The sequence below is a fragment of the Clostridium sp. DFI.5.61 genome (assembly GCF_024462915.1).
In the GTDB taxonomy this organism is placed as follows: Bacteria; Bacillota; Clostridia; order Oscillospirales; family Oscillospiraceae; genus Lawsonibacter; species Lawsonibacter asaccharolyticus.
On the sequence record NZ_JANGBZ010000023.1, the window covers coordinates 15,486 to 39,884 of the forward strand.

Annotated in this window: 24 protein-coding genes and 1 riboswitch; of the genes, 21 read left to right on the forward strand and 3 right to left on the reverse strand. The window is 63.7% G+C overall.

The genetic code is table 11. The features are described from left to right. Positions 1-22: 22 nt before the first annotated feature. Positions 23-790 (forward strand): CvpA family protein, encoded by a 768-nt coding sequence (locus NE584_RS11630; protein WP_050623573.1) that lies wholly within the window; start codon positions 23-25, stop codon positions 788-790. A 114-nt stretch (positions 791-904) separates the two neighbouring features. Beyond that, positions 905-3,214: an ATP-dependent Clp protease ATP-binding subunit gene (locus tag NE584_RS11635; RefSeq protein ID WP_108980633.1), complete on the forward strand. Its 2,310-nt coding sequence runs from the start codon at positions 905-907 to the stop codon at positions 3,212-3,214. 152 nt (positions 3,215-3,366) lie between these two features. On the opposite strand, the gene NE584_RS11640 is transcribed toward NE584_RS11635, so the two are convergent. Further along, positions 3,367-4,572, reverse strand: a complete 1,206-nt coding sequence (locus NE584_RS11640; protein WP_050623571.1) for an acetate/propionate family kinase — start codon at positions 4,570-4,572, stop codon at positions 3,367-3,369. A gap of 184 nt (positions 4,573-4,756) precedes the next feature. On the opposite strand from NE584_RS11640, the gene NE584_RS11645 reads away from it, so the two are divergent. From NE584_RS11645 to NE584_RS11665, 5 genes are all read left to right on the forward strand, one after another. Continuing rightward, a complete protein-coding gene (locus NE584_RS11645; RefSeq protein ID WP_050623570.1) occupies positions 4,757-5,941 on the forward strand; it encodes a nucleotidyltransferase family protein in 1,185 nt (394 codons plus the stop codon). Between the two features lie 18 nt (positions 5,942-5,959). Continuing rightward, a complete protein-coding gene (locus NE584_RS11650) occupies positions 5,960-7,066 on the forward strand; it encodes a DUF3810 domain-containing protein (protein WP_108980632.1) in 1,107 nt (368 codons plus the stop codon). A 134-nt stretch (positions 7,067-7,200) separates the two neighbouring features. Then, positions 7,201-8,145, forward strand: coding sequence for a metal ABC transporter substrate-binding protein (locus NE584_RS11655; protein WP_108980631.1), 945 nt, complete (start codon positions 7,201-7,203; stop codon positions 8,143-8,145). After that, on the forward strand, positions 8,142-8,957 hold the full coding sequence (locus tag NE584_RS11660) for a metal ABC transporter ATP-binding protein (RefSeq protein WP_050623567.1): 816 nt from the start codon (positions 8,142-8,144) through the stop codon (positions 8,955-8,957). Before NE584_RS11655 ends, NE584_RS11660 begins: the two co-directional genes overlap by 4 nt. Further along, the gene (locus NE584_RS11665; RefSeq protein ID WP_202973708.1) at positions 8,954-9,802 is read left to right on the forward strand and encodes a metal ABC transporter permease; all 849 of its coding nucleotides are present in this window, start codon (positions 8,954-8,956) and stop codon (positions 9,800-9,802) included. The genes NE584_RS11660 and NE584_RS11665 overlap by 4 nt, the downstream gene beginning before the upstream one ends. A 73-nt stretch (positions 9,803-9,875) precedes the next feature. Here NE584_RS11665 and NE584_RS11670 read toward each other — a convergent pair whose 3' ends face one another. Next, positions 9,876-10,430, reverse strand: a complete 555-nt coding sequence (locus NE584_RS11670; RefSeq protein ID WP_050623566.1) for a phosphatase PAP2 family protein — start codon at positions 10,428-10,430, stop codon at positions 9,876-9,878. Between the two features lie 170 nt (positions 10,431-10,600). On the opposite strand from NE584_RS11670, the gene NE584_RS11675 reads away from it, so the two are divergent. From NE584_RS11675 to NE584_RS11730, 12 genes are all read left to right on the forward strand, one after another. Beyond that, positions 10,601-11,689: a hypothetical protein gene (locus tag NE584_RS11675; RefSeq protein ID WP_108980630.1), complete on the forward strand. Its 1,089-nt coding sequence runs from the start codon at positions 10,601-10,603 to the stop codon at positions 11,687-11,689. A gap of 341 nt (positions 11,690-12,030) precedes the next feature. Further along, positions 12,031-12,519, forward strand: coding sequence for a 5-(carboxyamino)imidazole ribonucleotide mutase (purE, locus tag NE584_RS11680; protein ID WP_108980629.1), 489 nt, complete (start codon positions 12,031-12,033; stop codon positions 12,517-12,519). A gap of 139 nt (positions 12,520-12,658) precedes the next feature. After that, a complete protein-coding gene (gene purC, locus NE584_RS11685; protein WP_108980628.1) occupies positions 12,659-13,369 on the forward strand; it encodes a phosphoribosylaminoimidazolesuccinocarboxamide synthase in 711 nt (236 codons plus the stop codon). 249 nt (positions 13,370-13,618) lie between these two features. After that, the gene (locus NE584_RS11690; RefSeq protein WP_108980627.1) at positions 13,619-15,043 is read left to right on the forward strand and encodes an amidophosphoribosyltransferase; all 1,425 of its coding nucleotides are present in this window, start codon (positions 13,619-13,621) and stop codon (positions 15,041-15,043) included. Positions 15,044-15,258: 215 nt separating this feature from the next. After that, the gene (purM, locus tag NE584_RS11695; protein WP_050623561.1) at positions 15,259-16,302 is read left to right on the forward strand and encodes a phosphoribosylformylglycinamidine cyclo-ligase; all 1,044 of its coding nucleotides are present in this window, start codon (positions 15,259-15,261) and stop codon (positions 16,300-16,302) included. A 147-nt stretch (positions 16,303-16,449) separates the two neighbouring features. Further along, positions 16,450-17,088: a phosphoribosylglycinamide formyltransferase gene (purN, locus tag NE584_RS11700; RefSeq protein WP_108980626.1), complete on the forward strand. Its 639-nt coding sequence runs from the start codon at positions 16,450-16,452 to the stop codon at positions 17,086-17,088. A 21-nt stretch (positions 17,089-17,109) separates the two neighbouring features. Beyond that, positions 17,110-17,190: riboswitch (ZMP/ZTP riboswitch) on the forward strand. 57 nt (positions 17,191-17,247) lie between these two features. Beyond that, on the forward strand, positions 17,248-17,484 hold the full coding sequence (locus NE584_RS11705; protein WP_108980625.1) for a hypothetical protein: 237 nt from the start codon (positions 17,248-17,250) through the stop codon (positions 17,482-17,484). Further along, positions 17,471-18,211: an IMP cyclohydrolase gene (locus tag NE584_RS11710; protein ID WP_108980624.1), complete on the forward strand. Its 741-nt coding sequence runs from the start codon at positions 17,471-17,473 to the stop codon at positions 18,209-18,211. Before NE584_RS11705 ends, NE584_RS11710 begins: the two co-directional genes overlap by 14 nt. A gap of 18 nt (positions 18,212-18,229) precedes the next feature. Next, positions 18,230-19,402: a phosphoribosylaminoimidazolecarboxamide formyltransferase gene (locus NE584_RS11715; RefSeq protein WP_108980623.1), complete on the forward strand. Its 1,173-nt coding sequence runs from the start codon at positions 18,230-18,232 to the stop codon at positions 19,400-19,402. Between the two features lie 29 nt (positions 19,403-19,431). After that, entirely contained in the window at positions 19,432-19,800 is a 369-nt protein-coding gene (locus tag NE584_RS11720) for a four helix bundle protein (RefSeq protein ID WP_108980622.1), read from the forward strand. Positions 19,801-19,829: 29 nt separating this feature from the next. After that, positions 19,830-21,086 (forward strand): phosphoribosylamine--glycine ligase, encoded by a 1,257-nt coding sequence (gene purD / locus NE584_RS11725; protein ID WP_108980621.1) that lies wholly within the window; start codon positions 19,830-19,832, stop codon positions 21,084-21,086. A 5-nt stretch (positions 21,087-21,091) separates the two neighbouring features. After that, positions 21,092-21,751: an HAD family phosphatase gene (locus tag NE584_RS11730; RefSeq protein ID WP_170116218.1), complete on the forward strand. Its 660-nt coding sequence runs from the start codon at positions 21,092-21,094 to the stop codon at positions 21,749-21,751. An 88-nt stretch (positions 21,752-21,839) separates the two neighbouring features. On the opposite strand, the gene NE584_RS11735 is transcribed toward NE584_RS11730, so the two are convergent. After that, positions 21,840-22,865, reverse strand: coding sequence for an AEC family transporter (locus NE584_RS11735; RefSeq protein ID WP_082203528.1), 1,026 nt, complete (start codon positions 22,863-22,865; stop codon positions 21,840-21,842). A 259-nt stretch (positions 22,866-23,124) separates the two neighbouring features. On the opposite strand from NE584_RS11735, the gene NE584_RS11740 reads away from it, so the two are divergent. Then, entirely contained in the window at positions 23,125-23,904 is a 780-nt protein-coding gene (locus NE584_RS11740) for a helix-turn-helix domain-containing protein (protein WP_108980620.1), read from the forward strand. Positions 23,905-23,988: 84 nt separating this feature from the next. After that, entirely contained in the window at positions 23,989-24,366 is a 378-nt protein-coding gene (locus NE584_RS11745; RefSeq protein ID WP_108980619.1) for a metallopeptidase family protein, read from the forward strand. Positions 24,367-24,399: the final 33 nt, after the last annotated feature.

Consider the following 24,399-nt stretch of genomic DNA (forward strand, 5'->3'; position numbering starts at 1 on the left):
CTGATCCAAGCGAGGTATTTTGATGTCTTTTGTGATTTTTGATGTTGTCATCCTCATCCTGCTCCTCCTCACCGCCTGGAAGGGCTACCGCCGCGGCTTTGTGCTGACGCTGTGCTCCCTGCTGGCCGTCTTTGTGGCCTTCATCGGCGCCACCGTCATCTCCAGCCAGCTGGCCCGGCCCATGAGCCGCCTGATCCAGCCCGCTCTGGAGCGGAGCATCACTCAGGTGCTGGAGGAACAGACCCATGCGGTGCTCCCCCCGCCTGAGACCTCCGAGGCCTCTCAGCCCCCCGCCCTTTCGGACGCCTTCAGCGGGGAAGAGGGCCAGGAAGGCGAGGAGGACTGGCTCGCCCAACTCCCCCTGGACGAGGTCCTGGACGCCCTTCAGGCCTCCAGCCTGTACCAGCACTTTATCCAGCCCATCCAGGACGCCATCCAGGATGGGGTGATGGAGGTCACTACCTCCGCCGCCCGGGCGGTGGCGGATTATCTGGCCCTGGAGCTGACCCGGATGTTCCTCTTCCTGGTCTCCTTTGCCCTGGTCCTGCTTCTCTGGCTGCTGCTGAGCCGGGTGCTGGACCTGGCCTGCAAGCTGCCTGTCCTGTCCACCCTGAACCACTGGAGCGGCGCCGCCCTCGGGCTGGTGAAGGGGGGACTGATCGTGTTCATCCTCTGCTGGCTCCTGAGGGGCTCCCTGATCTCCCAGGAGGCGGTGGAGGGGACGGTGCTCCTCCGCTTTTTCTGCACCCACACCCCTCTCTCCCTGCTGGCGCCCCTGCTCTTTCGTTGAGTTTCTCTCTGTGTGCCCAGCCTTTTCTTGCGAATTCACGACAAGTTCACATTTCGGGGTTATCCTGTCTTTGTTCCAAAAAATTTCTCTCTCCCGGAAGGAGTGTTTGCATAGATGCAGCCCACCATGTGCAGCCGCTGCCACAAGCATGTGGCGGTGGTCTTTATCACCAAATTGGAAGGCGGCCAGTCCAAGAATGAGGGACTGTGCCTCAAGTGCGCCAAGGAGCTGGGCATCAAGCCCATCGACGACATGATCCAGAAGATGGGCATCACCGACGAGGACCTGGAAAACCTCACCAGTGAGATGATGTCCGCCTTCGGCGGGGCCGAGGGGATGGAGGGACTGATGCCCCAGGACCGGGAGGACGGGGACGAGGACGACGGACGCACCGCCACTTTCCCCTTCCTGAACCAGCTTTTCGGCGCCGCCGCCGGCGGGGACGCCGAGCCCAAGAAGGACGCCGCCCCCCGGCCGGACAAGAACGGCGGCAAGGGGCAGGAGCGCCCCGTGAAGCGGAAGTTTCTGGAGAACTACTGCATCTCCCTGACCCAGCGCGCCCAGGAGGGCAAGCTGGACCGGCTCATCGGCCGGGAGCGGGAGCTGGAGCGGGTCATCCAGATCCTCAACCGCCGCCAGAAGAACAACCCCTGCCTCATCGGCGAGCCCGGCGTGGGCAAGACCGCCATCGCCGAGGGGCTGGCCATGAAGATCGCCAAGGGCGACGTGCCCTATAAGCTGCTGGACAAGGAGGTCTATCTGCTGGACCTCACCGCCCTGGTGGCGGGCACCCAGTTCCGCGGCCAGTTCGAGAGCCGGATGAAGGGCCTCATTGAGGAGATCAAAAAGCTGGGCAATATCATCCTTGTCATCGACGAGGTCCACAACATCGTGGGCGCCGGCGATGCCGAGGGCTCCATGAACGCCGCCAATATCCTCAAGCCCGCCCTGAGCCGGGGGGAGCTCCAGGTCATCGGCGCCACCACCCTCAATGAGTACCGCAAGCACATTGAGAAGGACACCGCCCTGGAACGGCGCTTCCAGCCCGTCATCGTGGAGGAGCCCTCCATCGAGGACAGCGTGCAGATCATCGAGGGCATTGCCCCCTACTACGAGGCCTACCACCAGGTCGTCATCTCCCCTGAGATGTGCCGCCTGGCCGTCACCATGAGCGAGCGGTATATCACCGACCGCTATCTGCCCGACAAGGCCATCGACCTCATCGACGAGGCCTGCTCCAATGTGAACCTGGAGAACCGCACTCTGGCCCGCCGGGCCGAGGTGGATAAGGAGCTGGCCGACCTGGACAAGGAGAAAGAGGTCATGATGGCCGCCGCCACCGAGGAGTCCTATGCCCGGCTTGCCGCCATCCGCAGCCAGGAGCTTCGGCTGGAGCAGGAGAAGGGACAGCTGGACGCCGCCCCCACCCCCGCCCTGACGCTGGAGCATCTGGCCAACGTCATCGAGCTGTGGACCAAGATCCCCGCCAGCCAGATCCAGGAACGTGAGTACCAGCGCCTGGCCCGGCTGGAGGAGCGGCTGAAGCAGCACATCATCGGTCAGGATGAGGCGGTCCACGCCGTCTCCTCCGCCATCCGGCGGGGCCGTGTGGGCATCAGCCCCAAGCGCAAGCCGGTGTCCTTCATCTTTGTGGGCTCCACCGGCGTGGGCAAGACCGAGCTGGTGAAGCAGCTGGCCCACGACCTGTTCAACACGCCGGAGTCCCTGATCCGGCTGGACATGTCGGAGTTCATGGAGAAGCACGCGGTCTCCCGCATCATCGGCTCCCCCCCGGGGTATGTGGGCTATGACGAGGCGGGCCAGCTGACAGAGAAGATCCGCCGCAAGCCCTACTCCGTCATTCTCTTCGATGAGATCGAGAAGGCCCACCCTGACGTGCTCAACATCCTGCTCCAGATCCTGGATGACGGCCGGATCACCGACGCCCACGGCCGGACGGTGAACTTTGAAAATACAGTCATCGTCATGACCTCCAACGCCGGCAGCAACACCAAATCGGGCTCTGTGGGCTTCGCCCGCACCGCCAATGAACAGGGCAGGGAGCGGGCCATGAAGGCTCTTCAGGAGTTCCTGCGGCCCGAGTTCATCAACCGGGTAGACGAGATCGTCTACTTCAACCAGCTCACAGAGGACAACTTCAAGGCCATCGCCGCCCTGATGCTCCAGGAGCTCCAGGACTCCCTGGCCGAGAAGGGCATCGTCTTCACCTGGCAGGACAGCCTGCTGGACTATCTGGTGAAAAAGTCCTATTCCGCCGCCTACGGCGCCCGCAACCTGCGCCGCCTGATCCAGAAGGAGCTGGAGGATGCCATCGCCTCCCGCATCATCGACAGCTGGCAGCACCCGGTCGCCCGGCTGGATGCCTCCTCCGACGGCGAGCAGCTGGTCCTGTCCGCCCTGTAAAGATCCCTAAGTCCTTTTGCGTCCCTCTGGCGGCGCTGCCGCCGCCATCTTTCTCCCCAAGAGCGTGTGGACACAAAAAGGGGCCCGGAACGACATCAAAAAACGCCCGGCAGTCTGTGACTGCCGGGCGTTTTTTGTTTTCAGGACCGCGCTCAGCCCTTGGCGATGGCGGCGGTATCCATAGCGATCATAAGCTCCTCATTGGTGGGGATCAGCAGCACCTTCACCTTGGAGTCGGCGGCGGAGATGACGGTCTCCTTCCCCCGGACACTGTTGGCCTCGGCGTCCATCTTGACCCCCATGAACTCCAGGTCGGAAGCGATGGCCAGGCGCTGGGAGGCGGAGTTCTCGCCCACGCCGGCGGTGAAGATGATGGCATCCACGCCGCCCATGGCGGCGGCATATGCGCCAATGTACTTCTTCACCCCGTAGTTGAACATATCCACCGCCAGGCCAGCCCGCTCGTTGCCTTCCTTGTGGGCGTTCTCCAGGTCACGGAAGTCGGAGGACACGCCGGACACGCCCTGCACGCCGGACTTCTTGTTCAGGATAGACACCATCTCCTTGATGTCATAGCCGTACTTGCCCATGATATACTCCAGGATGCCGGCGTCCAGGTCGCCGGAGCGGGTGCCCATGGGGAGTCCGGCCAGAGGGGTGAAGCCCATGGTGGTGTCCACGCTCTTGCCCCCATCGATAGCGGTGACGGAGGAGCCATTGCCCAGGTGGCAGGAGATCAGCTTGAGCTCCTCGATGGGCTTGCCCAGCATGGCGGCGGCGCGGCCGGCTACGTACTTGTGGCTGGTGCCGTGGAAGCCGTAGCGGCGGACCTTGTCCTTCTCATAGTACTCGTAGGGCAGCGCGTACATGTAAGCCTTGGCGGGCATGGTCTGGTGGAAGGCGGTGTCGAACACGGCCACCTGAGGCACGTCCTTGCCCATGACGGCGGTGCAGGCGTTGATGCCGGTGATGTTGGCGGGGTTGTGGAGAGGCGCCAGGGGGATGCAGTCCTCCAGAGCCTTCATCACCTCGTCGGTGATGAGGACAGACTGGTTGAAAGCCTCGCCGCCGTGGACCACCCGGTGACCCACCGCGTCGATCTCCTTCATGGAGCCGATCACGCCGTTGTCCTTGTCCACCAGGGCGTCCAGCACAGCCTGGATGGCCTCAGAGTGGGTGGGCATGGCAATGTCGATAGCGTCCAGCACCTGCTTGCCCTCCATCTGGGGCTTATAGGTGAACTTGCCGTCGATGCCGATGCGCTCGCAAAGGCCCTTGGCCAGCACCTGCTGGGTCTCGGGGTTGAGCAGCTGATACTTCAGGGAGGAGCTGCCGGCGTTGATGACCAGAATATTCATGGGAAACGATCTCCTTTTCACAGTTTTTGTTGCCTATCTGGGCGGAATGTACTAAACTGTATCTGTACCTGATGGAATCATTCTACTGCTTTTTCCCCTGGAGGACAACCATTTTTTTGGATTTCATCATACATTTTTTCAAGCATCTCCATACAGACATCCTATCAGACAGGGGGCGTTCCGTTTGAAAACTGCCGGTATCGTAGCCGAATACAATCCCTTCCACACTGGCCACGCCTATCAGATCGCCCGCACCCGGGGGCTCCTGGGTGCGGACTGCGCCGTCGTCGCTGTCATGAGCGGCAACTGGGTCCAGCGGGGCGCCTGCGCCGCAGCGGACAAGTGGACCCGGGCGGGCTGGGCCCTGGCCGGGGGGGCGGACCTGGTGCTGGAGCTGCCCACAGTGTGGGCGGCCTCCTCCGCCGAGTCCTTTGCTACGGGCGCCGTTGCCCTGCTCCGGGCCTGCGGCGTGGTGGACGTCCTCTCCTTCGGCAGCGAGAGCGGGGACCCGGCCGCCCTGGCCGCGGCGGCCGCCTGCCTGGACAGCGAGGCATACCGGGCGGGCCTGAGCCGCTTTCTGGACGAAGGGATGCCCTTCGCCGCCTGCCGCCAGGCTGTGGTGGCGGCCCTGCTGGGATCGGAGCGGGCGAAGGTCCTCTCCCGTCCCAATGACAACCTGGGGGTGGAGTACCTGCGGGCCGCCTCCGCCCTGGGCTGGTCCCCCCAGGTGCTGGCGGTCCCCCGCCAGGGAGCGGGCCACGACGCCCCGCGCCCCGCGGAGGGCTTCGCCTCCGCCTCCATCCTCCGGGAGTGGATTGCCGCCGGCCGGCGGGACCTGGCAGACTGTTTCCTGCCCGCCCCCTGGCCGGAGGAGCTGGAGCCCGCCTCCCTGTCCCACCTGGAGCGTGCCCTCCTGGCCCGTGTCCGCTCTCTGTCCCAGGCGGAGTGGGCCCTCCTCCCGGACTCCGGTGTGGAGGAGGGGCTTCCTGCCCGGCTCGTCCAGGCGGGAAGCAGGGCCCTGTCTGTGGAGGAATTTCTCACCCTGGCCAAGACCAAGCGGTACTCCCACGCCCGCCTGCGCCGTCTCCTGCTGTGGGCCTTCCTGGGCCTGACCGCCGCCGACCGCCCGGCTGCCCCGCCCTACCTCCGGGTTCTGGGCTTCACCCCACGGGGGCAGGAGCTCCTGCGGGCCATGAAGGGAGCGGCCTCCCTCCCCATCCTCACCAAGCCGGCCCACGCCCGGTCCCTGGACGGGCCGGGCCGCAGACTCTTCCAGCTGGAGGCCCGCTGCACCGACCTGTACGGCCTGTGTTTCTCCACTCCCCGCCCCGGCGGACTGGAGTGGACCACCGGCCCCGTCCTGATCTGACCCGTCCCAGGAGGTCCCATGGAAACCAAGGAAAAAACCACCCGCCGCCTGCGTCCGCTCCTACCCCTGCTCCCCCCTGTCCTGCTCTCTCTTCTCTTCTACCTGTTTCGGGGCCGTCAGGCCCTGATGGACGGCTGGGTCATCCATGTCATGGCACCGGCGGAGCAGCTTCTGGGCCGCCTGTCTGCCCCGCTTCCCTTCTCCCTGGCGGAGGTGCTGGTCACGGTCTTTCTCACCGCCTGCGCTCTCTGCCTCATCCGCGGCACGGTGCTGGCCGTCCGGCTCCACGCTCCGCATGAGCTGGGCCGGCGGCTGGTCTGCCTGCTCTGTGCCCTGCTTTGGGTATGGACCGGCTACTGCTGGCTTTGGTCTGCGGGCTACTACTCCGCCTCCTTCGCAGAAAAGAGCGGTCTGGAGACCCGGCCCTACACCGTGTCCACCCTGGCCCAGGTCACGCTGTACTTTGCCTGCCAGGCCGCAGACCTCTCCACCCAGATGGTCCGAGACAGCGAGGGCCACTTCGCTGAGGATCTGGACGACTGTTTCCGCCGGGGAGTCTCCGTCTATGAGGAGCTGGAGCAGAAGCTCCCCTGTCTGGCTATGCCCTCCGTGCCCTGCAAGCCCATGTTCTTCTCCCGGCTGCAGAGCATGATGGGCTTCACCGGCGTCTACTTCCCTTTCACCGGCGAGGCCAATGTCAACGTGGACGCTCCCGCCTGCCTGGTGCCGGCCACCATCGCCCACGAGATGTCCCACCAGCGGATGGTCTTCTCCGAGCTGGAGGCCAATTTTGTGGGCATCGCCGCGGCGGTGTCCTGCGGCGATCCGGTGTTCCAGTACTCCGGATGGCTGATGGGCCTGATCCAGCTGTGCAACGCCCTCTACGCCGTCTCCCCGGATCTGTGGTATCAGATCGCGGCGGCCTCCTTTACACCGGAGCTGTCCACCGATTGGGAGGACAACAACGCCTATTGGCGTGCTCTGGAGTCCCCCGTGGAGGAGGCCGCTGCCCAGACCTTTGACACCTTTCTGAAGAGCAACGGCCAAGATCTGGGCATCCAGTCCTACGGTGCCTGCGTGGACCTGCTGGTGACCTGGTTCGGCGACGAAGCCGGCGCCTTCTGAGCCCTGACGGGCGGAGTGTTCTTCTCCCTTCTGCCGGGGCAAAAAGAGACTTTCCCCGCTATCCGTTTACAAATCCCCGCCATCGCGCTATAATAATATGATTCGATCCACTCTGATGAAATTTGAGGTATCCCATGAAACGACCCATTTTATCCATGCTCCTGTCCGTCCTGCTCCTGCTTCCCGGCTGCACCCAGGCCCCCTCGGGCTCCTCCCAGGAGGAGGGGCTGACCGTCCTGGCCACCACCTATCCGGTCTATCTCTTCGCCCGGACCGTTGCCCAGGGCGTGGAGGGCGTCACCGTGGAGCGGCTGAACACCGGCTCTGTGAGCTGCCTCCACGACTATACCCTGTCGGTGGACGACATGAAAAAGATCGAGGGTGCGGATGTCATCGCCATGAACGGCGCCGGGCTGGAGGACTTTATGGATGACGCCCTGGCCGCCTCCAGCGCGGCGGTCATCGACTGCTCTCAGGGGGTGGCGCTGCTTGAAAACGCGGACCACATCCACGAGGAGGGAGACGGTGGCCACGACCACGGCCACTGGGACCCCCACTACTGGATGGACCCGGGAAACGCCGCCGTCATGGTGCGCAATCTCCAGGAGGGCTTCGCCCTGGCGGACCCGGACCACGGAGACGCCTACGCCCGCAATGGGGAGGAGGCCGCCGGCCAGCTGCCCAGCTTTGCCGGCGACTGCACCCAGGCCCTGGAGGGGGCAGAAGGCGCGGCCCTCATCACCTTCCACGACGGCTTCCGCTACTTTGCCCAGGCACTGGGCCTGCCCCTGCTGGCCTCCATCGAGGAGGAGGAGGGCAGCGAGGCCAGCGCCATGGAGATCAATGAGATCACCCAGCTGGTGAAGGAGCACCAGCTGCCCGTCATCTTCACCGAGGTCAACGGCTCCGACGCCACCGCCAACGCCATCTCCCGGGAAACCGGCTGTCAGGTGGCCCAGCTCACCATGCTCATGGACGGCCCGGAGGAGGGGGACCTGTCCACCTATCTGGAAGGCGTGCGGAGCAACGTGAACACCATCGTATCCTTCTTCGGGGGAGAGGAGTTGGATCAGCTGTGAGAAAGATCAAGCACGGCAGGCTGGCCGGGGGCTGCTCCGACGCCTGCTGCCTGAAGCTGGAGGGCCTGTCGGTCCACATCCAAGGGGAGGACATCCTGGAGGATGTGTCCTTCCACCTCCACTGCGGGGAGATCGCCGCCCTCATCGGCCCCAACGGGGCGGGCAAGTCCTCCCTGTTCCGCAGCATCCTGGGGCAGATGCCATACTCCGGCACCATCACCTTCTCCCCTGCCGGCGGGCCTGCCGTCCGGCTGTCCGACGGGGCCAACGCTCCCCTCGCCGCCCGGGGGACCCGCCCCCTCATCGGCTATGTGCCCCAGTCCCCCAGCTTTGACCGGGGGGACCCGGTGAGCGTACTGGACTTCTTCGCCGCCGCCGTCACCCGCTGGCCTGTCTGCCTGCCCGTGCCCAGGCGCCACCGGGAGCTGGTGGCCCGCTGTCTGGCCCGAGTCCATGGGGAGGACCTGCTGGACAAGCCCATGGGAGGCCTGTCCGGCGGCCAGCTCCAGCGGGTGCTTCTGGCCATGGCCCTGGAGCCGCTGCCCCATATTTTGATCCTGGACGAGCCCCTGTCCGGTGTGGATATCGAGGGGGAGCACCAGCTGCTGGAGATGCTGGATGAGATCCGCACCAGCTATGACCTGTCCATCTTCCTGTCCACCCACGACTTCGCCACCCTGGGCCAGTTCGCCGACAAGGTTATCCTCCTCAACCGCCGGGTGCTCAAGTCAGGCCCGCCGGACGAGGTGCTCTCCTCCCCGGAATTTTATGAGACCTTCCACCTGCGGGTGGGGAAAGGGGGACAGGCATGATGGAGCTCTGGTACGCACTGGTGGACCTGCTGCCCTTTGAGTGGGCCCAGCCCGGTTCCATGTACTTCATGAAAAACGCCCTGCTGGCGGTGCTAGTCATCTCCCCTCTGTTCGGCATCCTGTCCACCATGGTGGTCCACAGCCGGATGTCCTTTTTCTCCGACGCCCTGGGCCACTCCGCCTTCACCGGCATGGCCATCGGTGCCCTTTGCGGCTTCTCCGAGCCCACCTGGGCCGCCGTCCTCTTCTCCCTGGTCTTTGCCCTGCTTTTCAACTTTGTCCGCCGCCGCACCCGGCTGGCCAGCGACACGGTCATCGGCGTCTTCTCCTCCACTGCGGTGGCACTGGGCATCTTCATCTCCACCCTGGGCAGCCGCTCCTTTACCAAATTCAACAGTCTGCTCATCGGCGACATCCTCTCGGTGGAGCCCGGCAAGATCGGCCTGCTGGCCCTGATCCTGCTGCTGGTCCTGGCCCTGTGGGGTCTGTCCTTCAACCACCTGATGCTCTCCGCGGTCCATCCCGCCCTGGCGGACAGCCGCGGGGTCCGCGTCTTCTGGCAGGAGGCCCTGTTCTCCGCCGCCATCGCCGTGGTGGTCACGGTGTCCATGACCTGGGTGGGCCTGCTGGTCATCAACTCCCTCCTGGTCCTCCCCGCCGCCGCGGCACGGAACATCTCCCGGAACATGTTCCAATACCACCTGTGCTCCCTGCTCTTCGCGGTGGGCGCCGGGATCGCCGGGCTGATGACCTCCTACTACATCGGTTCCTCCGCCGGCGCCTCCATCACCCTGTATCTGGCCGGCATCTTTCTGGTCACCTTCCTGCTGCGAAAGCGGGGATAAACTCCCAAGAGAAAAGCGCCGTCCGGCATCTGTTTAGATGCCGGGCGGCGCTTCTGCGCTCCTCTATGGCAATTCAGCGGAGCCTAGATCCCCGCCGCTCCTCCCACAGCTGCAGCAGCTTCCAGGCCGCCCAGCCGCAGAACAGGCCTACCAGTGCCCCTGCGATCACATCGCTGGGGTAGTGGACCCCCACATACAGGCGGGACAGGCCCATGCACACCGCCAGCACCAGCCCGGTCCACCTCATCCATCTCCTGGGCAGCGCCCGCCACCAGGCGGATGCTGCCGCAAAGGCAGCACAGGTATGCCCTGAGGGAAAGGAGTTGGGGTCCGGCTCCTGGATCAGCGGCACCAGCCCCGCCACATCCAGCCAGGGGCGGGGGCGGGCCACCACATGCTTGAGGACCACGTTGGTACACAGCAGCCCCAGCACCATGGCCGCCAGGGCCGCCACCCCCGCTTTCCGGGTAGGCTTCCAGCACAGCATGGCTAGAGAGAGCACGATCCACATCAGGCCGGTGTTGCCCAGTGTAGTATATCCCTCTACGATGGGGTCCAACAGTCCCCGCAGGTTCTCCTGGATCCAGAGCAAGGCCCCTCCATCCAATGTCTGAAGCACGGATAACATGGAAAAACTTCCTGCCTTTCCTTCCCTTGACCCGCCGGGGCCCCGGGACTATAATAAAGTGAGATATGACCGGTCAAAGCCCGACCGGCCGGCAGGGATATTATACCCTGCTCCCGGGCCCGAGGCAAGCCGTTTTTGTTAGATCATGAGAACACGGGAGGTCCTCCCTTTTGAAGCAAGTCGTCTGTCTCTCCACCGAGCCCTGGAGCCCCACCCCCGGCCGGACCCAGCACCTGATCACCCGGCTCAAGGACGCCCAGGTCCTCTACTTCTGCCCCGGCGGCGGACTGTTGGATCAACGCTGGCGCCAGCCGGGCAGGAAGGTCCGCCCCAACGTCACCGTCTATACCATGCCCCCCGCCCTCCCTGTGGATGAGCGCCACGACCGGCTGTTCCGGCTCTCCCGGCAGCGCCAGATCCGCTTTCTCGCCGACAAGCTGGCCCGGCACCGCTTCCGCCGTCCCCTTCTGTGGACCACCTCCCCTGTCCATATCCACGCCCTGGATGCGCTGGAGTACGACGGTCTGGTCTACGACTGCGACCAGGTGTGGGACGAGCTGCCCGACCGGTGGGAGGGCAGTCTGGCTGGTGCGGCGGACGTGGTCTTTGCCGCTTCCCCAGGGCTGGCCGACCGCCTCTCCCCGTGCAGCGGCAACATCGCGCTGCTTCCCAACGGGGTGAATTACCCTCTCTTCGCCGCCGCGGGCTCCGCCGGGCGTCGGGGGGAGCTGGACCACCTGCCCGGGCCCCTGCTGGGCTGGGCAGGCACCATCCATGCCGACCTGGATTTGACCCCCATCCTCTATGCCGCCCAGGCCCGGCCCGCCTGGACCTTCCTGCTACTGGGGCGCCGGGAAGAAAACCCTCTGCTGCGCCGTCTCTCCCGCCTGTCCAATGTGATGCTGGCCGGCCCCTGCCCGCTGGTGGAGGTCCCCGACTATTTGGGCCGCTGCCAGGTTCTGCTGGACCTGCTGCGGGACAGCCAGCCCTATAACGACGTGGTCCCGCCCCGGCTCTATGAGTATCTCTCCACCGGCAAGCCCATCGTATCCATGCTGTGGCCGGAACAGGTGGAGCTCTTCCCCGATGTGGTCTACGGCGCCCACTCCCCGGAGGAGTTCCTCCATCTGTGCCAGCAGGCGCTGGCGGAGGACCCGGGCTGGGTGGATCAGCGCCGCCGGGACTACGGTGCGGCCGCCGCCTGGTCACGGCGGGCCGACGAGGTCAAGCGCATCCTGGTCACGGCGGGCCTGCTGTGAGCCCGCCCCCGCCGTCCTGACGACTTCCTTGTCATTTTTTCTCCCGCTCCTTGTGGAAGCTGACAAAAATGCCCTGCCCCCTTGCAAATATCGGGATTTTTCGATAAAATGAAAGTCCATTCATTGTTGGGCAAGGAGGTCCTCCTATGTTTGTGTGCCTGTCTTCCATTTGTCGGCAGCACAGCATCCTGCGGGGGGATTTGTGCGCCCAAAAATAACAGGTAAGCGATCCCAGGCTGTCCGTTCCAGGCGGGCGGCCTGAATCTTTTCCCCGGGGAGAGCGGTCCGGGCCGCTCCTTTTCGCCTGTCCCCCGGCCGGGATCCTGAAAGGAGAGTTTTTTATGAAGAAAGTCGCTGTCATTATGGGCTCTGATTCTGACTGGCCGGTGGTCCAGGGGGCCTGCGCCCAGCTGAAGGAGTTCGGCATCCCCTATGAGGCCCACATCCTCAGTGCCCACCGCACCCCCGCCGCTGCCGCCGAGTTCGCCCGGGGTGCCCGGGCCAACGGCTTCGGCGTGCTCATCTGCGCCGCCGGCATGGCCGCCCACCTGGCGGGGGCCTTCGCCGGGAACTCCACCCTGCCCGTCATCGGTATCCCCATGAAGGGGGGCGCCATGGACGGCCTGGATGCCCTGCTGGCCACCGTGCAGATGCCCAGCGGCATCCCCGTGGCCACTGTGGCCATCAACGGGGCTAAGAACGCCGCTGTGCTGGCCGCCCAGATCCTTTCCGTCTCCGACGATGTGCTGGCCGCCAAGCTGGACGCCGCCCGGGAGAAGATGGCGGAGCAGATCGCCGCCAAGGAGGCCAAGCTCCAGGCAGAGCTTTGATCCAGACAGGAAATCGGAGTGATGGAGCGCGCTGCGCGCGCATTTTAGGCACCCCAGCACCGCTTTTCAACTCCTATCTCAAGCAGGTTTCTGCTTCCCGATCAACTAGATTTTTGAGAAAAAGAAAGGACGGTCTACTATGAAGAAAGTCGAGCAGCTGTATGAGGGCAAGGCCAAGAAGGTCTATTCCACCGAGGACCCGGGTCTGGTCATCGTGTCCTACAAGGATGACGCCACCGCCTTTGACGGTCTGAAAAAGGGCACCATCACCGGCAAGGGGGCCATCAACAACCAGATGACCAACTACCTGATGGGCCAGCTGGAGAAGGCCGGCGTGCCCACCCACTTTGTGGAGGAGCTGAGCGAGCGGGAGACCGTGGTGAAGAAGGTGACCATCGTCCCCCTGGAGGTCATCATCCGCAACATCTCCGCTGGTTCCTTCGCCAAGCGCTACGGCGTGGAGGAGGGCATCGTGTTCGACGCCCCCACCATCGAGTTCTCCTATAAGAACGACGACCTGCACGATCCCCTCATCAACGACTACCACGCCGTAGCCCTGAAGCTGGCCACCTGGGACGAGATCGACACCATCAAGAAGTACGCCTTCCAGGTCAACGACTTCCTGAAGAAGACCCTGGCCGAGTGCGGTGTCACCCTGGTGGACTTCAAGCTGGAATTTGGCAAGACCTCTGACGGAACCATCGTGCTGGCCGACGAGATCAGCCCCGACACCTGCCGCTTCTGGGACTCCAAGACCGGGGAGAAGCTGGACAAGGACCGCTTCCGCCGGGACCTGGGCAACGTGGAGGGCGCTTACCAGGAGATGGCCCGCCGCCTGATGGGGAAATAAGCCTTGGGGATCATCGGCTCAGCGGACGGTCCCACTGCCGTAATCGTGACCGGCTCTCCGGGGCCAGTCCTTCTGCTCCTGGCGCTGCTGATCCTGGGCGCGGGGACCCTGGCCTGGCTTTTGATCCGCAAACACAGGAAATAGATCTCCCTGGGCAGGCACAGGGGGGTGGGGAGCGAGGGAGTATGTTCTCCTCTTTCCCTTTTCTCCACGCGCAACTCTTCACTCTAAACTTTTTAGGAGGACCACATGGGCGGCTTTTTTGGCGCAGTTTCACACCAGGATGTGACCCTGGATATCTTCTTTGGAGTGGACTATCACTCCCACCTGGGCACCCGGCGGGGCGGCATGATCATCCATGACGCCAAAGATGGGTTCCAGCGGCAGATCCACTCCATTGAGAACACCCCCTTCCGCACCAAGTTTGAGAAGGATCTGTCCGATTTCCACGGGTGCAGCGGCATCGGCTGCATCAGCGACACTGACCCACAGCCCCTGCTGGTACGGTCCCACCTGGGACTGTACGCCATCACCACGGTGGGCATCATCAACAACGCCGAGGAGCTGATCCAGCGGTATTTTTCCGACCACGGCCATCAGTTTATGGCCATGAGCTCCGGAAAGGTCAACTCCACCGAGCTGGCCGCTGCCCTCATCAACCAGAAGGATGACCTGGTCTCCGGCATCCTGCACGCCCAGGAGGAGATCGATGGCTCCCTCACCCTGCTGCTCCTTACAGAGCAGGGTGAGATCATCGCCGCCCGGGACCGGCTCGGCCGTCTGCCGGTCCTGGTGGGGCAGAACGACAGCGGCTGCTGTGTCTCCTTCGAGTCCTTTGCCTACCACAAGCTGGACTACCACGACGCCTACGAGCTGGGCCCCCGTGAGATCGTCCGCATCACCGCTGACGGCTTCGAGACCCTCTCCCCCGCCGGCCAGGAGATGAAGATCTGCGGCTTCCTGTGGACCTACTACGGCTATCCCAACTCCAACTACGAAGGGATCAATGTAGAGGTCATGCGCTACCGCAACGGGGAGATCATGGCCCGGGACGAGGTGGCCCGGGGCCAGCTGCCCAAGGTGGACTATGTGGCCGGGGTGCCTGACTCCGGCGTCCCCCACGCCATCGGCTTTGCCAACCGCAGCGGCAAGCCCTTTGCCCGCCCCTTCGTCAAGTACACCCCGACCTGGCCCCGCTCCTTCATGCCCACCAATCAGGATGTCCGCAAGCAGGTGGCCAAGATGAAGCAGATCCCGGTGCCTGAGCTCATCGAGGGCAAAAAGCTCCTCTTTGTGGACGACTCCATCGTCCGGGGCACCCAGCTGCGGGAGACCGTGGAATTCCTCTATGAGTCCGGCGCGGAGGAGGTCCATATGCGCTCCGCCTGCCCCCCCATCATGCACAGCTGCAAGTATCTGAACTTCTCCCGGGGCAACTCCGACATGGACCTGCTGGCCCGCCGCACCATCCAGGAGCTGGAGGGAGATGAGGGGCAGCAGCATCTGGAGGAGTACGCCGACGTACATACTGAGCGGGGCCAGTGCATGCTGAAGGCCATCTGCGAGAAGCTGGGCTTCGACTCCCTGGGCTACCAGTCCCTGGAGGGACTGCTGGAGTCCATCGGCCTGGACCGGGACAAGGTTTGCACCTACTGCTGGAACGGCAGGGAATAAGGCCCCTCCAGGGGGGCGATGTCCCCCCTGGACGCAACGTCGCTTCCTCGTCGATATCCCCTCGCCTTTCCACAGGAAAGGCGGCCCTGGCCGCCACGGCCAGGGGTCATGATGTCCTGCGGCGAAATGGATTCGCCTGCGGACTCTTTGTTGTCCTTTCCGCTTTCGGCGGAAAGTCTGCGAGGCTTTAACACAGTGATTTGGAGGTTTTTAAGATGAAAAACTCCCATTCGGAGTCCTACGCCGCCGCCGGGGTGGACGTCACCGCCGGATATGAGGCGGTGGAGCGCATCAAGCCCATGGTGGAGTCCACCTATATCCCCGGGGTGATGGGCACCCTGGGCGGCTTCGGCGGCATGTTTGCCCCTGATCTGACCGGCATGAAGAAGCCGGTGCTGGTGTCCGGCACCGATGGCGTGGGTACCAAGCTGAAGCTGGCCTTCCTGATGGATAAGCATGACACCGTGGGCATCGACTGCGTGGCCATGTGTGTCAACGATATCATCTGCGGCGGCGCTGCCCCCCTCTTCTTCCTGGACTACATCGCCTGCGGCAAGAACTACCCCGAGCGCATCGCGGACATCGTCTCCGGCATCACCGAGGGCTGCCGCCAGGCGGAGTGTGCCCTGGTGGGTGGCGAGACCGCAGAGATGCCCGGCTTCTACCCCGAGGAGGAGTACGACCTGGCCGGCTTCTCCGTCGGGCTGGTAGACGAGGAAAAGATCATTGACGGCAGACGCCTGAGCGAGGCGGATGTGCTCATCGGCCTGGCCTCCTCTGGGGTCCACTCCAACGGCTTCTCCCTTGTGCGGAAGGTGTTTGACGTGGAGCACGCCGACCTGAAGACGCCCCGTGAGGATCTGGGCGGCAAGAGCCTGGGCGAGGCCCTGCTGGCCCCCACCCGCATCTATGTAAGATCGGTGAAGGCCCTGCTGAGGGCCGGGGTGGACATCCATGCCGTCAGTCACATCACCGGCGGCGGTTTCTATGAGAATGTGCCCCGGATGATGACCCAGGGGCTCACCGCCCAGATCGACCTGAGCACCTTCCCCCGCCTGCCCATCTTCGATCTGATCCAGAAGACCGGGGACATCCCGGAGCGGGACATGTACAACACCTACAATATGGGCATCGGCATGATCCTGGCCCTGCCCGCAGAGCAGGCCGAGCAGGCTCTGTCCGTTCTGAAGGGGGCCGGTGAGACCGCCTATCAAATCGGCCGCGTCATCCCCGGCGAGGCCGGCGTGGAGCTGGTCTGATCACATTAGGAATGAGAAATGAGGAGTTGGGAATTGTGTCTCCGGCTCCGCCGGACCGATTTCAAACCGTGCGCCCCAGGCGCACTCCATCCATTCCAAATTCTTAATCCCTAACTTTCTAATTCCTAACTCACTCGGAGGTTCGCTATGTCCAAACGTATCGCCGTCCTGGTCTCCGGCGGCGGGACCAATCTGCAGGCCCTGATCGACGCCCAGGGGCGGGGAGAGCTGGTGAATGGCCGGATCTCCGCCGTCATCTCCTCCACTCCGGACGCCTTCGCCCTGGAGCGTGCCAAGAACGCCGGCATCCCCGGCTATGTGCTCCCCCGGCGGGACTTCTCCGACAGCCGCGGCTACACTGCCGCCCTGACCCGCCTGCTGCGGGAGACGGTGGGGGCCGATCTGGTGGTCATGGCCGGCTTTATGACCATCCTCACGGAGGAGCTGTTCCAGGCCTACCCCAACGCCGTCATCAATATCCACCCCTCCCTCATCCCTTCCTTCTGCGGAGTGGGCTGCTATGGCCTCCACGTCCACGAGAAGGCTCTGGAATACGGGGTAAAGATCTCCGGTGCCACCGTCCACTTTGTCACGGAGGAGTGTGACGCCGGCCCCATCATCCTGCAAAAGGCAGCTGAGGTGCTGCCCGGCGACACGCCGGAGGTCCTCCAGCGGCGCATCATGGAGCAGTGCGAGTGGAAGCTGCTGCCTCAGGCCGTCTCCCTCTTCTGCCAGGACCGGCTGAAGGTGGAGGGCCGGGCGGTCCGCATCCTGGACTGCCTGTAATACGCCTCCACACAAAGATCAAACACGCGGTGTAACTGACGGAAGTGGAATGGACCACAGGGAGCATCGTTGTGGACCATGCCGACCGTCTGGGCGCACCCGTTTTCCGAAACGCGGTGCGCCCTTTTTGCCGCTGTATGAGAAAGAAAGGAGCATCTCATGTCCGCCAAGACCATTCTCGCCTCCGGCTTTCTGCTTCTGGGCGGAGCCCTGCTTCTGCTCGTCAGCAGCCTGGATTACAGTGATTTCTACAGTCTTTTTGGCCTGCTGTTCACGCTGGCAGGAGCGGTCCCCCTGCTCATCCACCTGGGGTCCCGCTATCTCACATGGTATCACAAGTCTCCCCCATCATCCACAAATGAGGACAACAAGGAGGATCCCCATGAAAATTCTTGATATAAATGAACTCCTGCAAGCTCACCCCTACCCCGGCCGTGGCATCGTCCTGGGCCGCTCCGCCGATGGCCAGAAGGCGGTCATCATCTACTTCATCATGGGCCGCAGCGGGAACAGCCGTAACCGCGTCTTTGAGGCCACCGGGGACGGTATCCGCACCCGGGCCTATGACGAGAGCAAGATGGTGGACCCCTCCCTTATCATCTACCACCCGGTGCGCCGGGTGGGGGAGGTGACGGTGGTCACCAACGGAGACCAGACCGACACCATCCGGGACAGCCTGCTGGCGGGCAAGAGCTACATCGACGCCCTGCGCACCCGGTGCTATGAGCCCGACGGCCCCAACTATACCCCCCGCATCTCCGGCGTGGTGGACCAGGACGGCTCCTTCTGCCTGTCCATCCTGAAATCCGCCGACGGTGACCCCGCCTGCAGCCACCGCTACTTCTATGAGTACGACGCCCCCCTGGCTGGGGAGGGCCGCTTCATCCACACCTACCAGGAGAATGCCGAACCTCTCCCTTCCTTTGAGGGGGAGCCCCGCCGGGTGTCTGTCTCCGCCCCTGACGCTGAGACCCTGGCCAGTCAGGTGTGGGCCAGCCTGAATGAGGACAACAAGGTGTCCCTGTTTGTGCAGTATATCCACCTGGCCACCGGGGAGCGTGAGACCGTCATCCTCAACAAGCACGGAGAGCAGGCCCACGCCGCCTCCAAAGTCCCAAACTGAGAAAAAGAGGTGCAGATCATGACAGAACTGGAACTGAAATACGGATGTAACCCCAACCAGAAGCCCGCCCGCATCTTCATGGAGGAGGGCGATCTGCCCCTGAAGGTGCTCAACGGCCGTCCGGGGTATATCAACTTCATGGACGCCCTGAACTCCTGGCAGCTGGTGAAGGCCCTCAAAAAGGCCACCGGCCTGCCCGCCGCCGCCTCCTTCAAGCACGTCTCCCCCGCCGGGGCCGCCTTGGGCCTGCCCCTCAGCGATGTAGAACGGCGCATCTACTTTGCCCCGGAGGGAGAGCTGTCCCCCATCGCCTGCGCCTATATCCGGGCCCGGGGGGCCGACCGGCTGTGCTCCTTCGGAGACTGGGCCGCCCTGTCCGATGTGTGCGACGGGGATACCGCCCGCTTCCTGGCCGCTGAGGTATCCGACGGCGTCATCGCCCCGGGCTATACCGACGAGGCCCTGGATATCTTGAAAGCCAAGCGCAAGGGAGGCTATAATGTGGTTGAGATCGACCCCAATTATGAGCCCGCCCCCATCGAGCGCCGCAATATCTTCGGCATCACCTTCGAACAGGGATACAACAGCCTGGATATCAGCGAGGAGATGCTCCAGAACATCGTCACCGAGAACAAAGACCTGCCCCAGCAGGCCAAGCACGACATGCTCCTCTCCCTCATCACCCTGAAGTACACCCAGTCCAACTCCGTGTGCTATGTGAAGGACGGCATGACTATCGGCGTGGGCGCCGGCCAGCAGAGCCGCATCCACTGCACCCGACTGGCGGGCAGCAAGGCGGACATCTGGTGGCTGCGCCAGCATCCCAAGGTCCTGGGCCTCCAGTTCGTGGACAACATCCGCCGCCCCGACCGGGACAACGCCATCGACCTGTATATCTCCGACGAGTACGAGGACGTGCTGGCCGAGGGCGTATGGCAGAACACCTTCCAGGTGAAGCCCGAGGTGCTCACCGCCGAGGAGAAGGCCGCCTGGATCGCCCAGATGTCCGGGGTCACTGTGGGCTCCGATGCCTTCTTCCCCTTTGGGGACAACGTAGAGCGGGCCCAGAAGTCCGGCGTGCAGTACATCGCCCAGCCCGGCGGCTCCATCCGGGACGATCAGGTCATCGCCACCGCCAACAAGTACGGCATGGTCATGGCGTTTACCGGGATTCGGCTGTTCCATCACTAATTCAATTAGGAATGAGGAGTTAGGAATTTATGAGCAGCGAACGTATCCTGATGCCCAAAAGCCTTGCTTTTGCCAAGCGCATTGTCTTTGCTTACCGATATTTATCGGAGGAGAAGAAGGAATATGTCCTCTCCAAGCAGATGCTGCGCAGCGGCACCAGCATTGGCGCTAATATCGCAGAGGCTCAGTACGGAAGCAGCCGGAAGGACTTCTTAAATAAACTGTACATTGCCTTGAAGGAATGTGCGGAGACTCTCTACTGGCTGGAACTGCTCTATTCCTGCGACTACATTTCCCGCACTGAATATGACTCTCTCCATTCGGACTGCGAAGAATTGAGAAAACTGCTCTCCTCCATCACAAAGTCTGTCCGTGACGGAACAATTCCTAACTTCTAATTCCTAACTTGCTGAAAGGTCGTGTTTTTATGAAGGCATTAGTCGTCGGCGGAGGCGGCCGTGAGCACGCCATCTGCTGGAAGCTGGCTCAGAGTCCCAAGGTGACCGAGCTGTACTGCGCCCCTGGCAACGGGGGCATCGCCCAGGTGGCCCAGTGCGTGCCCATCAAGGCCACGGACGTGGAGGCCATGGTGGCCTGGGCCAAGGAGCACGCGATGGACTTCGTCATGGTGGCCCCGGACGACCCCCTGGCCCTGGGCATGGTGGACGCCCTGGAGGCGGCGGGGATCCCCGCCTTCGGCCCCCGGGCCAACGCCGCTGTCATTGAGGCCAGCAAGGCTTTCTCCAAAGAGCTGATGAAGAAGTACCACATCCCCACCGCCAAATACGAAACTTTCACCGATATGGATGGAGCCCTGGCCTATGTCCGGGCGCAGGGGGCCCCCATCGTGGTGAAGGCGGACGGCCTTGCCCTGGGCAAGGGCGTGGTGGTGGCCGCCACTGTGGAGGAGGCCGAGGAGGCCGTGCGTTCCATGATGCAGGACCACAAATTCGGTGCCTCCGGCTCCACCGTGGTCATCGAGGAGTGCATGGTGGGTCCCGAGGTGACTGTGCTGGCCTTCTGCGACGGGGAGCACCTGGTCCCCATGCTGTCCAGCCAGGACCACAAGCGGGCCTACGACGGCAATCAGGGCCCCAACACCGGCGGCATGGGCGCCTTCTGCCCCTCCCCCAAGTACACCCCGGAGATCGCCGAGCGCTGCATGAAGGAGATCTTCCTGCCCACAGTGGCCGCCATGAAGGCGGAGGGCAGGCCCTTCAAGGGAGTCATCTACTTCGGCCTGATGCTCACTCAGGACGGCCCGAAGGTGGTGGAGTACAACGCCCGCTTCGGCGACCCGGAGACCCAGCCCCTCTTGTCCATGCTGGACACCGACCTGATGGACATTTTCCAAGCCTGTGTGGACGGCACCCTGGACCAGATGGACATCCGCTGGAAGCCCGGCGCCTCCTGCTGCATCGTGCTGGCCTCAGGCGGCTACCCGGTGAAGTACCAGAGCGGCTACCCCATCTCCGGTCTGGAGGCAGCCGGAAAGCTGGCCACGGTGTTCCACGCCGGCACCAAGCTGGGTGAGGACGGGACCGTCCTCACCGCCGGCGGCCGGGTGCTGGGAGTGACTGCCGTGGGCGGAGACCTGGAGGAAGCCATCAAAAAAGCCTACGCCGCCTGCAAACCCATCTCCTTCCAGGACATGCACTTCCGCACGGACATTGGGAAGGTATGACCGGCTTGAAGATAGAAGGCGTCGTCTTTGATGTAGACGGGGTGCTGTTCGACACCGAGCGTCTCACCCAGCAGACCTGGCTGGCCGTCAGCCGGGAAATGGGCTGGCCCCAGGTGGGAGAAGCCTATCTGGAGTTCGTGGGCCAGAACCGTGCCGACATTTTTCAGAAAATGGAAGATCTCTTTGGGGCGGAGTTTCCCAAGGACGCATTTATGGCGGCCTGTTCCGCCCGCTCCCAGGCCCGGATGGAGACGGAGGGCGTCCCTATGAAGCCCGGCGTGGGGGAGGTGCTGGAGCTGCTGCGGAGCCGGGGCGTCCCCACCGCCCTGGCCACCTCCACCGGCCGCCCCCGGACAGAGCGGCGGATGGAGATGACCGGCCTGGGTCCCTGTTTTTCCGCCATCATCACCGGGGATCAGGTGGCGCACAGCAAGCCTGACCCGGAGATCTACCTTATGGCCTGCAGGGCCCTGGGGACCACCCCGGAGCGCACTGTGGCGGTGGAGGACTCCCGAAACGGCATCCTCTCCGCCTCCCGGGCGGGGATGCGGGTGGCCATGGTCCCCGACCTGCTGCCCCCCACTCCTGAGCTGGAGCCCCTCCTCTGGGGGCGCTTCGACTCCCTGCTCCAGCTGCGGGACCGTCTGGCAAAGGAGCTGGACTGAACCAAAAAGATACGCCTGGACCTCTGAGAAAGGAGGTCCAGGCGCTTTTTTCTGATCTCAGGTCTCCGGAAAAGCCCCGGCCCTCTGCTCACAGCAGGTCCAGTCCCAGCTGAAACAGCAGTACCATTACCGGCATGGTCACCGCGCACAGCAGGGTGGTGAGCACATTGATGGAAGAGACATACCCACTGTTGGGGTTGTGGTAGAGCTGGGCCATCTGAGTGATGGCGGAGGCCGCCGGCCCAATGGCGCACAGAAGGCTGACCAGCAGCACGTTGTCCCCGTCGCTGTGGGGCCACAGCACCCGCAGGGCCAGGAGCACCGCCATGGAGAGCAGGGGGTAGACCAGCAGACGCAGCCCCGCCACCCAGTAGATGCGCCCCTGACAGAGCACCCGCTTCAGGTCCAGCTCAGAAAACAAGATCCCGATCACCAGCATGCTCAGGGGTGCCATGCAGCTGCCCAGCCCCTCCATGGCGGTGACCAGAGGCCCCGGCAGGCGCAGCCCGGTGATGAACAGCGCCAGTCCCGCCAGGATGGCGGCGATGGCGGGTGTGGTCACGATCTTTTTCCAATCAAACTGCTGGGCACCCCCCATCAGCTTCTGGCCATGGGTCCACATCAGGATGTTCTGCACCAGGATATAGACGCTGGTGTAGATCACATACTCCTGCCCCAGAATGGCCATTACCATGGGCAGGATCAGGTTGCCTGCATTGTTGTAGATCACGGACGCCTGCTCCTCCGGGGCAAGTCCGTGCCCGCTCCGGTTCATCAAGCCATTGAGCGCCAGGTAGAGCAGGTGGAGCAGCACTGCCGCCCCCAGGGCCAGCAGCAGGCCGGTCAGCTTGTCCGCCTCCATGGCCGTGTTGAAGGAGGTCATCAGGCTGCACGGCACCGCCAGATAGATACACATGCAGGAGAGCACCCGGCTCTGCTCCCCTGTGATCAGCTTCAGTTTTCCCACACCATAGCCGGCCAGACCCATCAGCACCATGCTGGCGATCTGCTGCACCAGCAGCCAGCTCACTTCCATCCGCGCTCTCCTCCCGATCTCACGCCACGGGGCCGCCAGCACCCGGGACTTCATCTTCCCCAGTCTAGCGGTCTGCATCGTGTTTGTCAATCCTTTCCCCGTGCTCTGTCCGCCCACCGCGCTTGTCAAGCCCGGTGTGCTGTGGTAAGATAAGCCCCGGCGGACGTTTGTCTCTTTTCCCGTTTTTGGACCAAAAAGTTGAAAAAATCCCGGATGCAACTGTTAGTTGTCAAATTGTATGCCTCTTTTGGTTGCCCTGTCCGCCTCTTTTTGCTAAGGTCTTCTTGCCGCCGGGGCGTGCCGGCCGGTCTTATCACTTGATCCAGGAGGAGTCCCTATGGAATTTCAAAACCGTCTCTATGAGTTGCGGAAAAAAGCAGGGCTGAGTCAGGAGGGGCTGGCCGATCTGCTGGGGGTGACCCGGCAGGCGGTCCAGAAATGGGAGGCCGGCAGCAGCCGGCCGGACATGGACAACCTGGCCGCCCTGGCCCGATATTTCAATGTCACGCTGGACTATCTGGTCACCGGCCGGGAGCCGGAGCCCTATGCCCAGGAAGTCCCCACCACCATTATCAACCACAACTATTACCCTCGCTGGCACTATGAGTATAAGAGCCAGCGCACCCTGTTCGGCCTGCCTCTGGTCCACGTCCGCCTGGGGGATCGGGGCTTCGGCGTGGCCAAGGGGATCTTCGCCGTGGGCAACGTGGCGGTTGGGCTCTTCGCCCTGGGCGGCATCTCCCTGGGACTGTTCAGCTTGGGCGGGGTCTCCCTGGGCCTGCTGCTGGCCCTGGGCGGGATGTCCGTGGGCGGCATCGCCATTGGGGCCTGTGCGGTGGGACTGGCCGCCCTGGGCGGCGGGGCCATCGGCCTGCTGTCCGTGGGAGGCGGCTCCTTCGGCGCCTACGCAGTGGGCGGCGGGGCGGTGGGCACCCAGATCGCCATCGGCGGCTCCGCCTCCGCTCCCCTGGCCATCGGGAGCCAGGCCGCCTCCGGCGCTCTCACCTTCGGCCCTGGGGCCGACCCCGCCGCGGTGACAGCCGCCATCCGCCAGGCCGCCGCTGCAGCCCCTGTATGGCTCCAGGACCTGCTCATCTCCCTCGCCCTGGGAGTCTGACCCTTGTTTTTCCCCGGCGCCCGTGGTATCATGGTCTCAAATCTACCGGGCTGGGCAGCCCCTCCCCGGGGACAGGAGCGGCCTATGATACCGACTTACGAGCAGATGGGGGACTGGCTGGAGGAGATCGTCGGGGAATTCCCCGACGCCTTCTTTGAGGAGCTGGACGGCGGCATCCAGCTGGAGGAGGCGGCCCTGCCTGACCCTGATTTCCCCCCCGGTGAGATGTACATCATGGGGGAATACTGCCATGATATGCTGGGCCGGTACATCGTCCTATACTACGGCTCCTTTGCCGCCCTGCTCCCGGAGGAGGACGAGGAGGGGTGGAAGGATGAGCTCTTCGCCACGGTGGCTCACGAGTTCACCCACCACATGGAGGAGACGGCCGGCCTTCACGCCCTGGATGACAAAGACGCCGAATTTCTCCGTCAGGCCCGGGAGATCTACGGCGACACATAGCAGACGGAGGGGGGGGGGGGGGGGCCCCGCCCC

Coding starts and splice junctions, on each gene's coding strand:
- NE584_RS11630 (WP_050623573.1), top strand. CDS start 23: ATGTCTTTTGTGATTTTTGATGTTGTCATCCTCATCCTGCTCCTCCTC.
- NE584_RS11635 (WP_108980633.1), top strand. CDS start 905: ATGCAGCCCACCATGTGCAGCCGCTGCCACAAGCATGTGGCGGTGGTC.
- NE584_RS11670 (WP_050623566.1), bottom strand. CDS start 10,430: ATGTTATCCGTGCTTCAGACATTGGATGGAGGGGCCTTGCTCTGGATC.
- NE584_RS11690 (WP_108980627.1), top strand. CDS start 13,619: ATGGGCGGCTTTTTTGGCGCAGTTTCACACCAGGATGTGACCCTGGAT.
- NE584_RS11705 (WP_108980625.1), top strand. CDS start 17,248: ATGTCCGCCAAGACCATTCTCGCCTCCGGCTTTCTGCTTCTGGGCGGA.
- purM (WP_050623561.1), top strand. CDS start 15,259: ATGAAAAACTCCCATTCGGAGTCCTACGCCGCCGCCGGGGTGGACGTC.
- NE584_RS11735 (WP_082203528.1), bottom strand. CDS start 22,865: ATGCAGACCGCTAGACTGGGGAAGATGAAGTCCCGGGTGCTGGCGGCC.
- NE584_RS11720 (WP_108980622.1), top strand. CDS start 19,432: ATGAGCAGCGAACGTATCCTGATGCCCAAAAGCCTTGCTTTTGCCAAG.
- NE584_RS11710 (WP_108980624.1), top strand. CDS start 17,471: ATGAAAATTCTTGATATAAATGAACTCCTGCAAGCTCACCCCTACCCC.
- NE584_RS11655 (WP_108980631.1), top strand. CDS start 7,201: ATGAAACGACCCATTTTATCCATGCTCCTGTCCGTCCTGCTCCTGCTT.
- NE584_RS11745 (WP_108980619.1), top strand. CDS start 23,989: ATGATACCGACTTACGAGCAGATGGGGGACTGGCTGGAGGAGATCGTC.
- purE (WP_108980629.1), top strand. CDS start 12,031: ATGAAGAAAGTCGCTGTCATTATGGGCTCTGATTCTGACTGGCCGGTG.
- NE584_RS11665 (WP_202973708.1), top strand. CDS start 8,954: ATGATGGAGCTCTGGTACGCACTGGTGGACCTGCTGCCCTTTGAGTGG.
- NE584_RS11715 (WP_108980623.1), top strand. CDS start 18,230: ATGACAGAACTGGAACTGAAATACGGATGTAACCCCAACCAGAAGCCC.
- NE584_RS11650 (WP_108980632.1), top strand. CDS start 5,960: ATGGAAACCAAGGAAAAAACCACCCGCCGCCTGCGTCCGCTCCTACCC.
- purD (WP_108980621.1), top strand. CDS start 19,830: ATGAAGGCATTAGTCGTCGGCGGAGGCGGCCGTGAGCACGCCATCTGC.
- purN (WP_108980626.1), top strand. CDS start 16,450: ATGTCCAAACGTATCGCCGTCCTGGTCTCCGGCGGCGGGACCAATCTG.
- NE584_RS11640 (WP_050623571.1), bottom strand. CDS start 4,572: ATGAATATTCTGGTCATCAACGCCGGCAGCTCCTCCCTGAAGTATCAG.
- purC (WP_108980628.1), top strand. CDS start 12,659: ATGAAGAAAGTCGAGCAGCTGTATGAGGGCAAGGCCAAGAAGGTCTAT.
- NE584_RS11740 (WP_108980620.1), top strand. CDS start 23,125: ATGGAATTTCAAAACCGTCTCTATGAGTTGCGGAAAAAAGCAGGGCTG.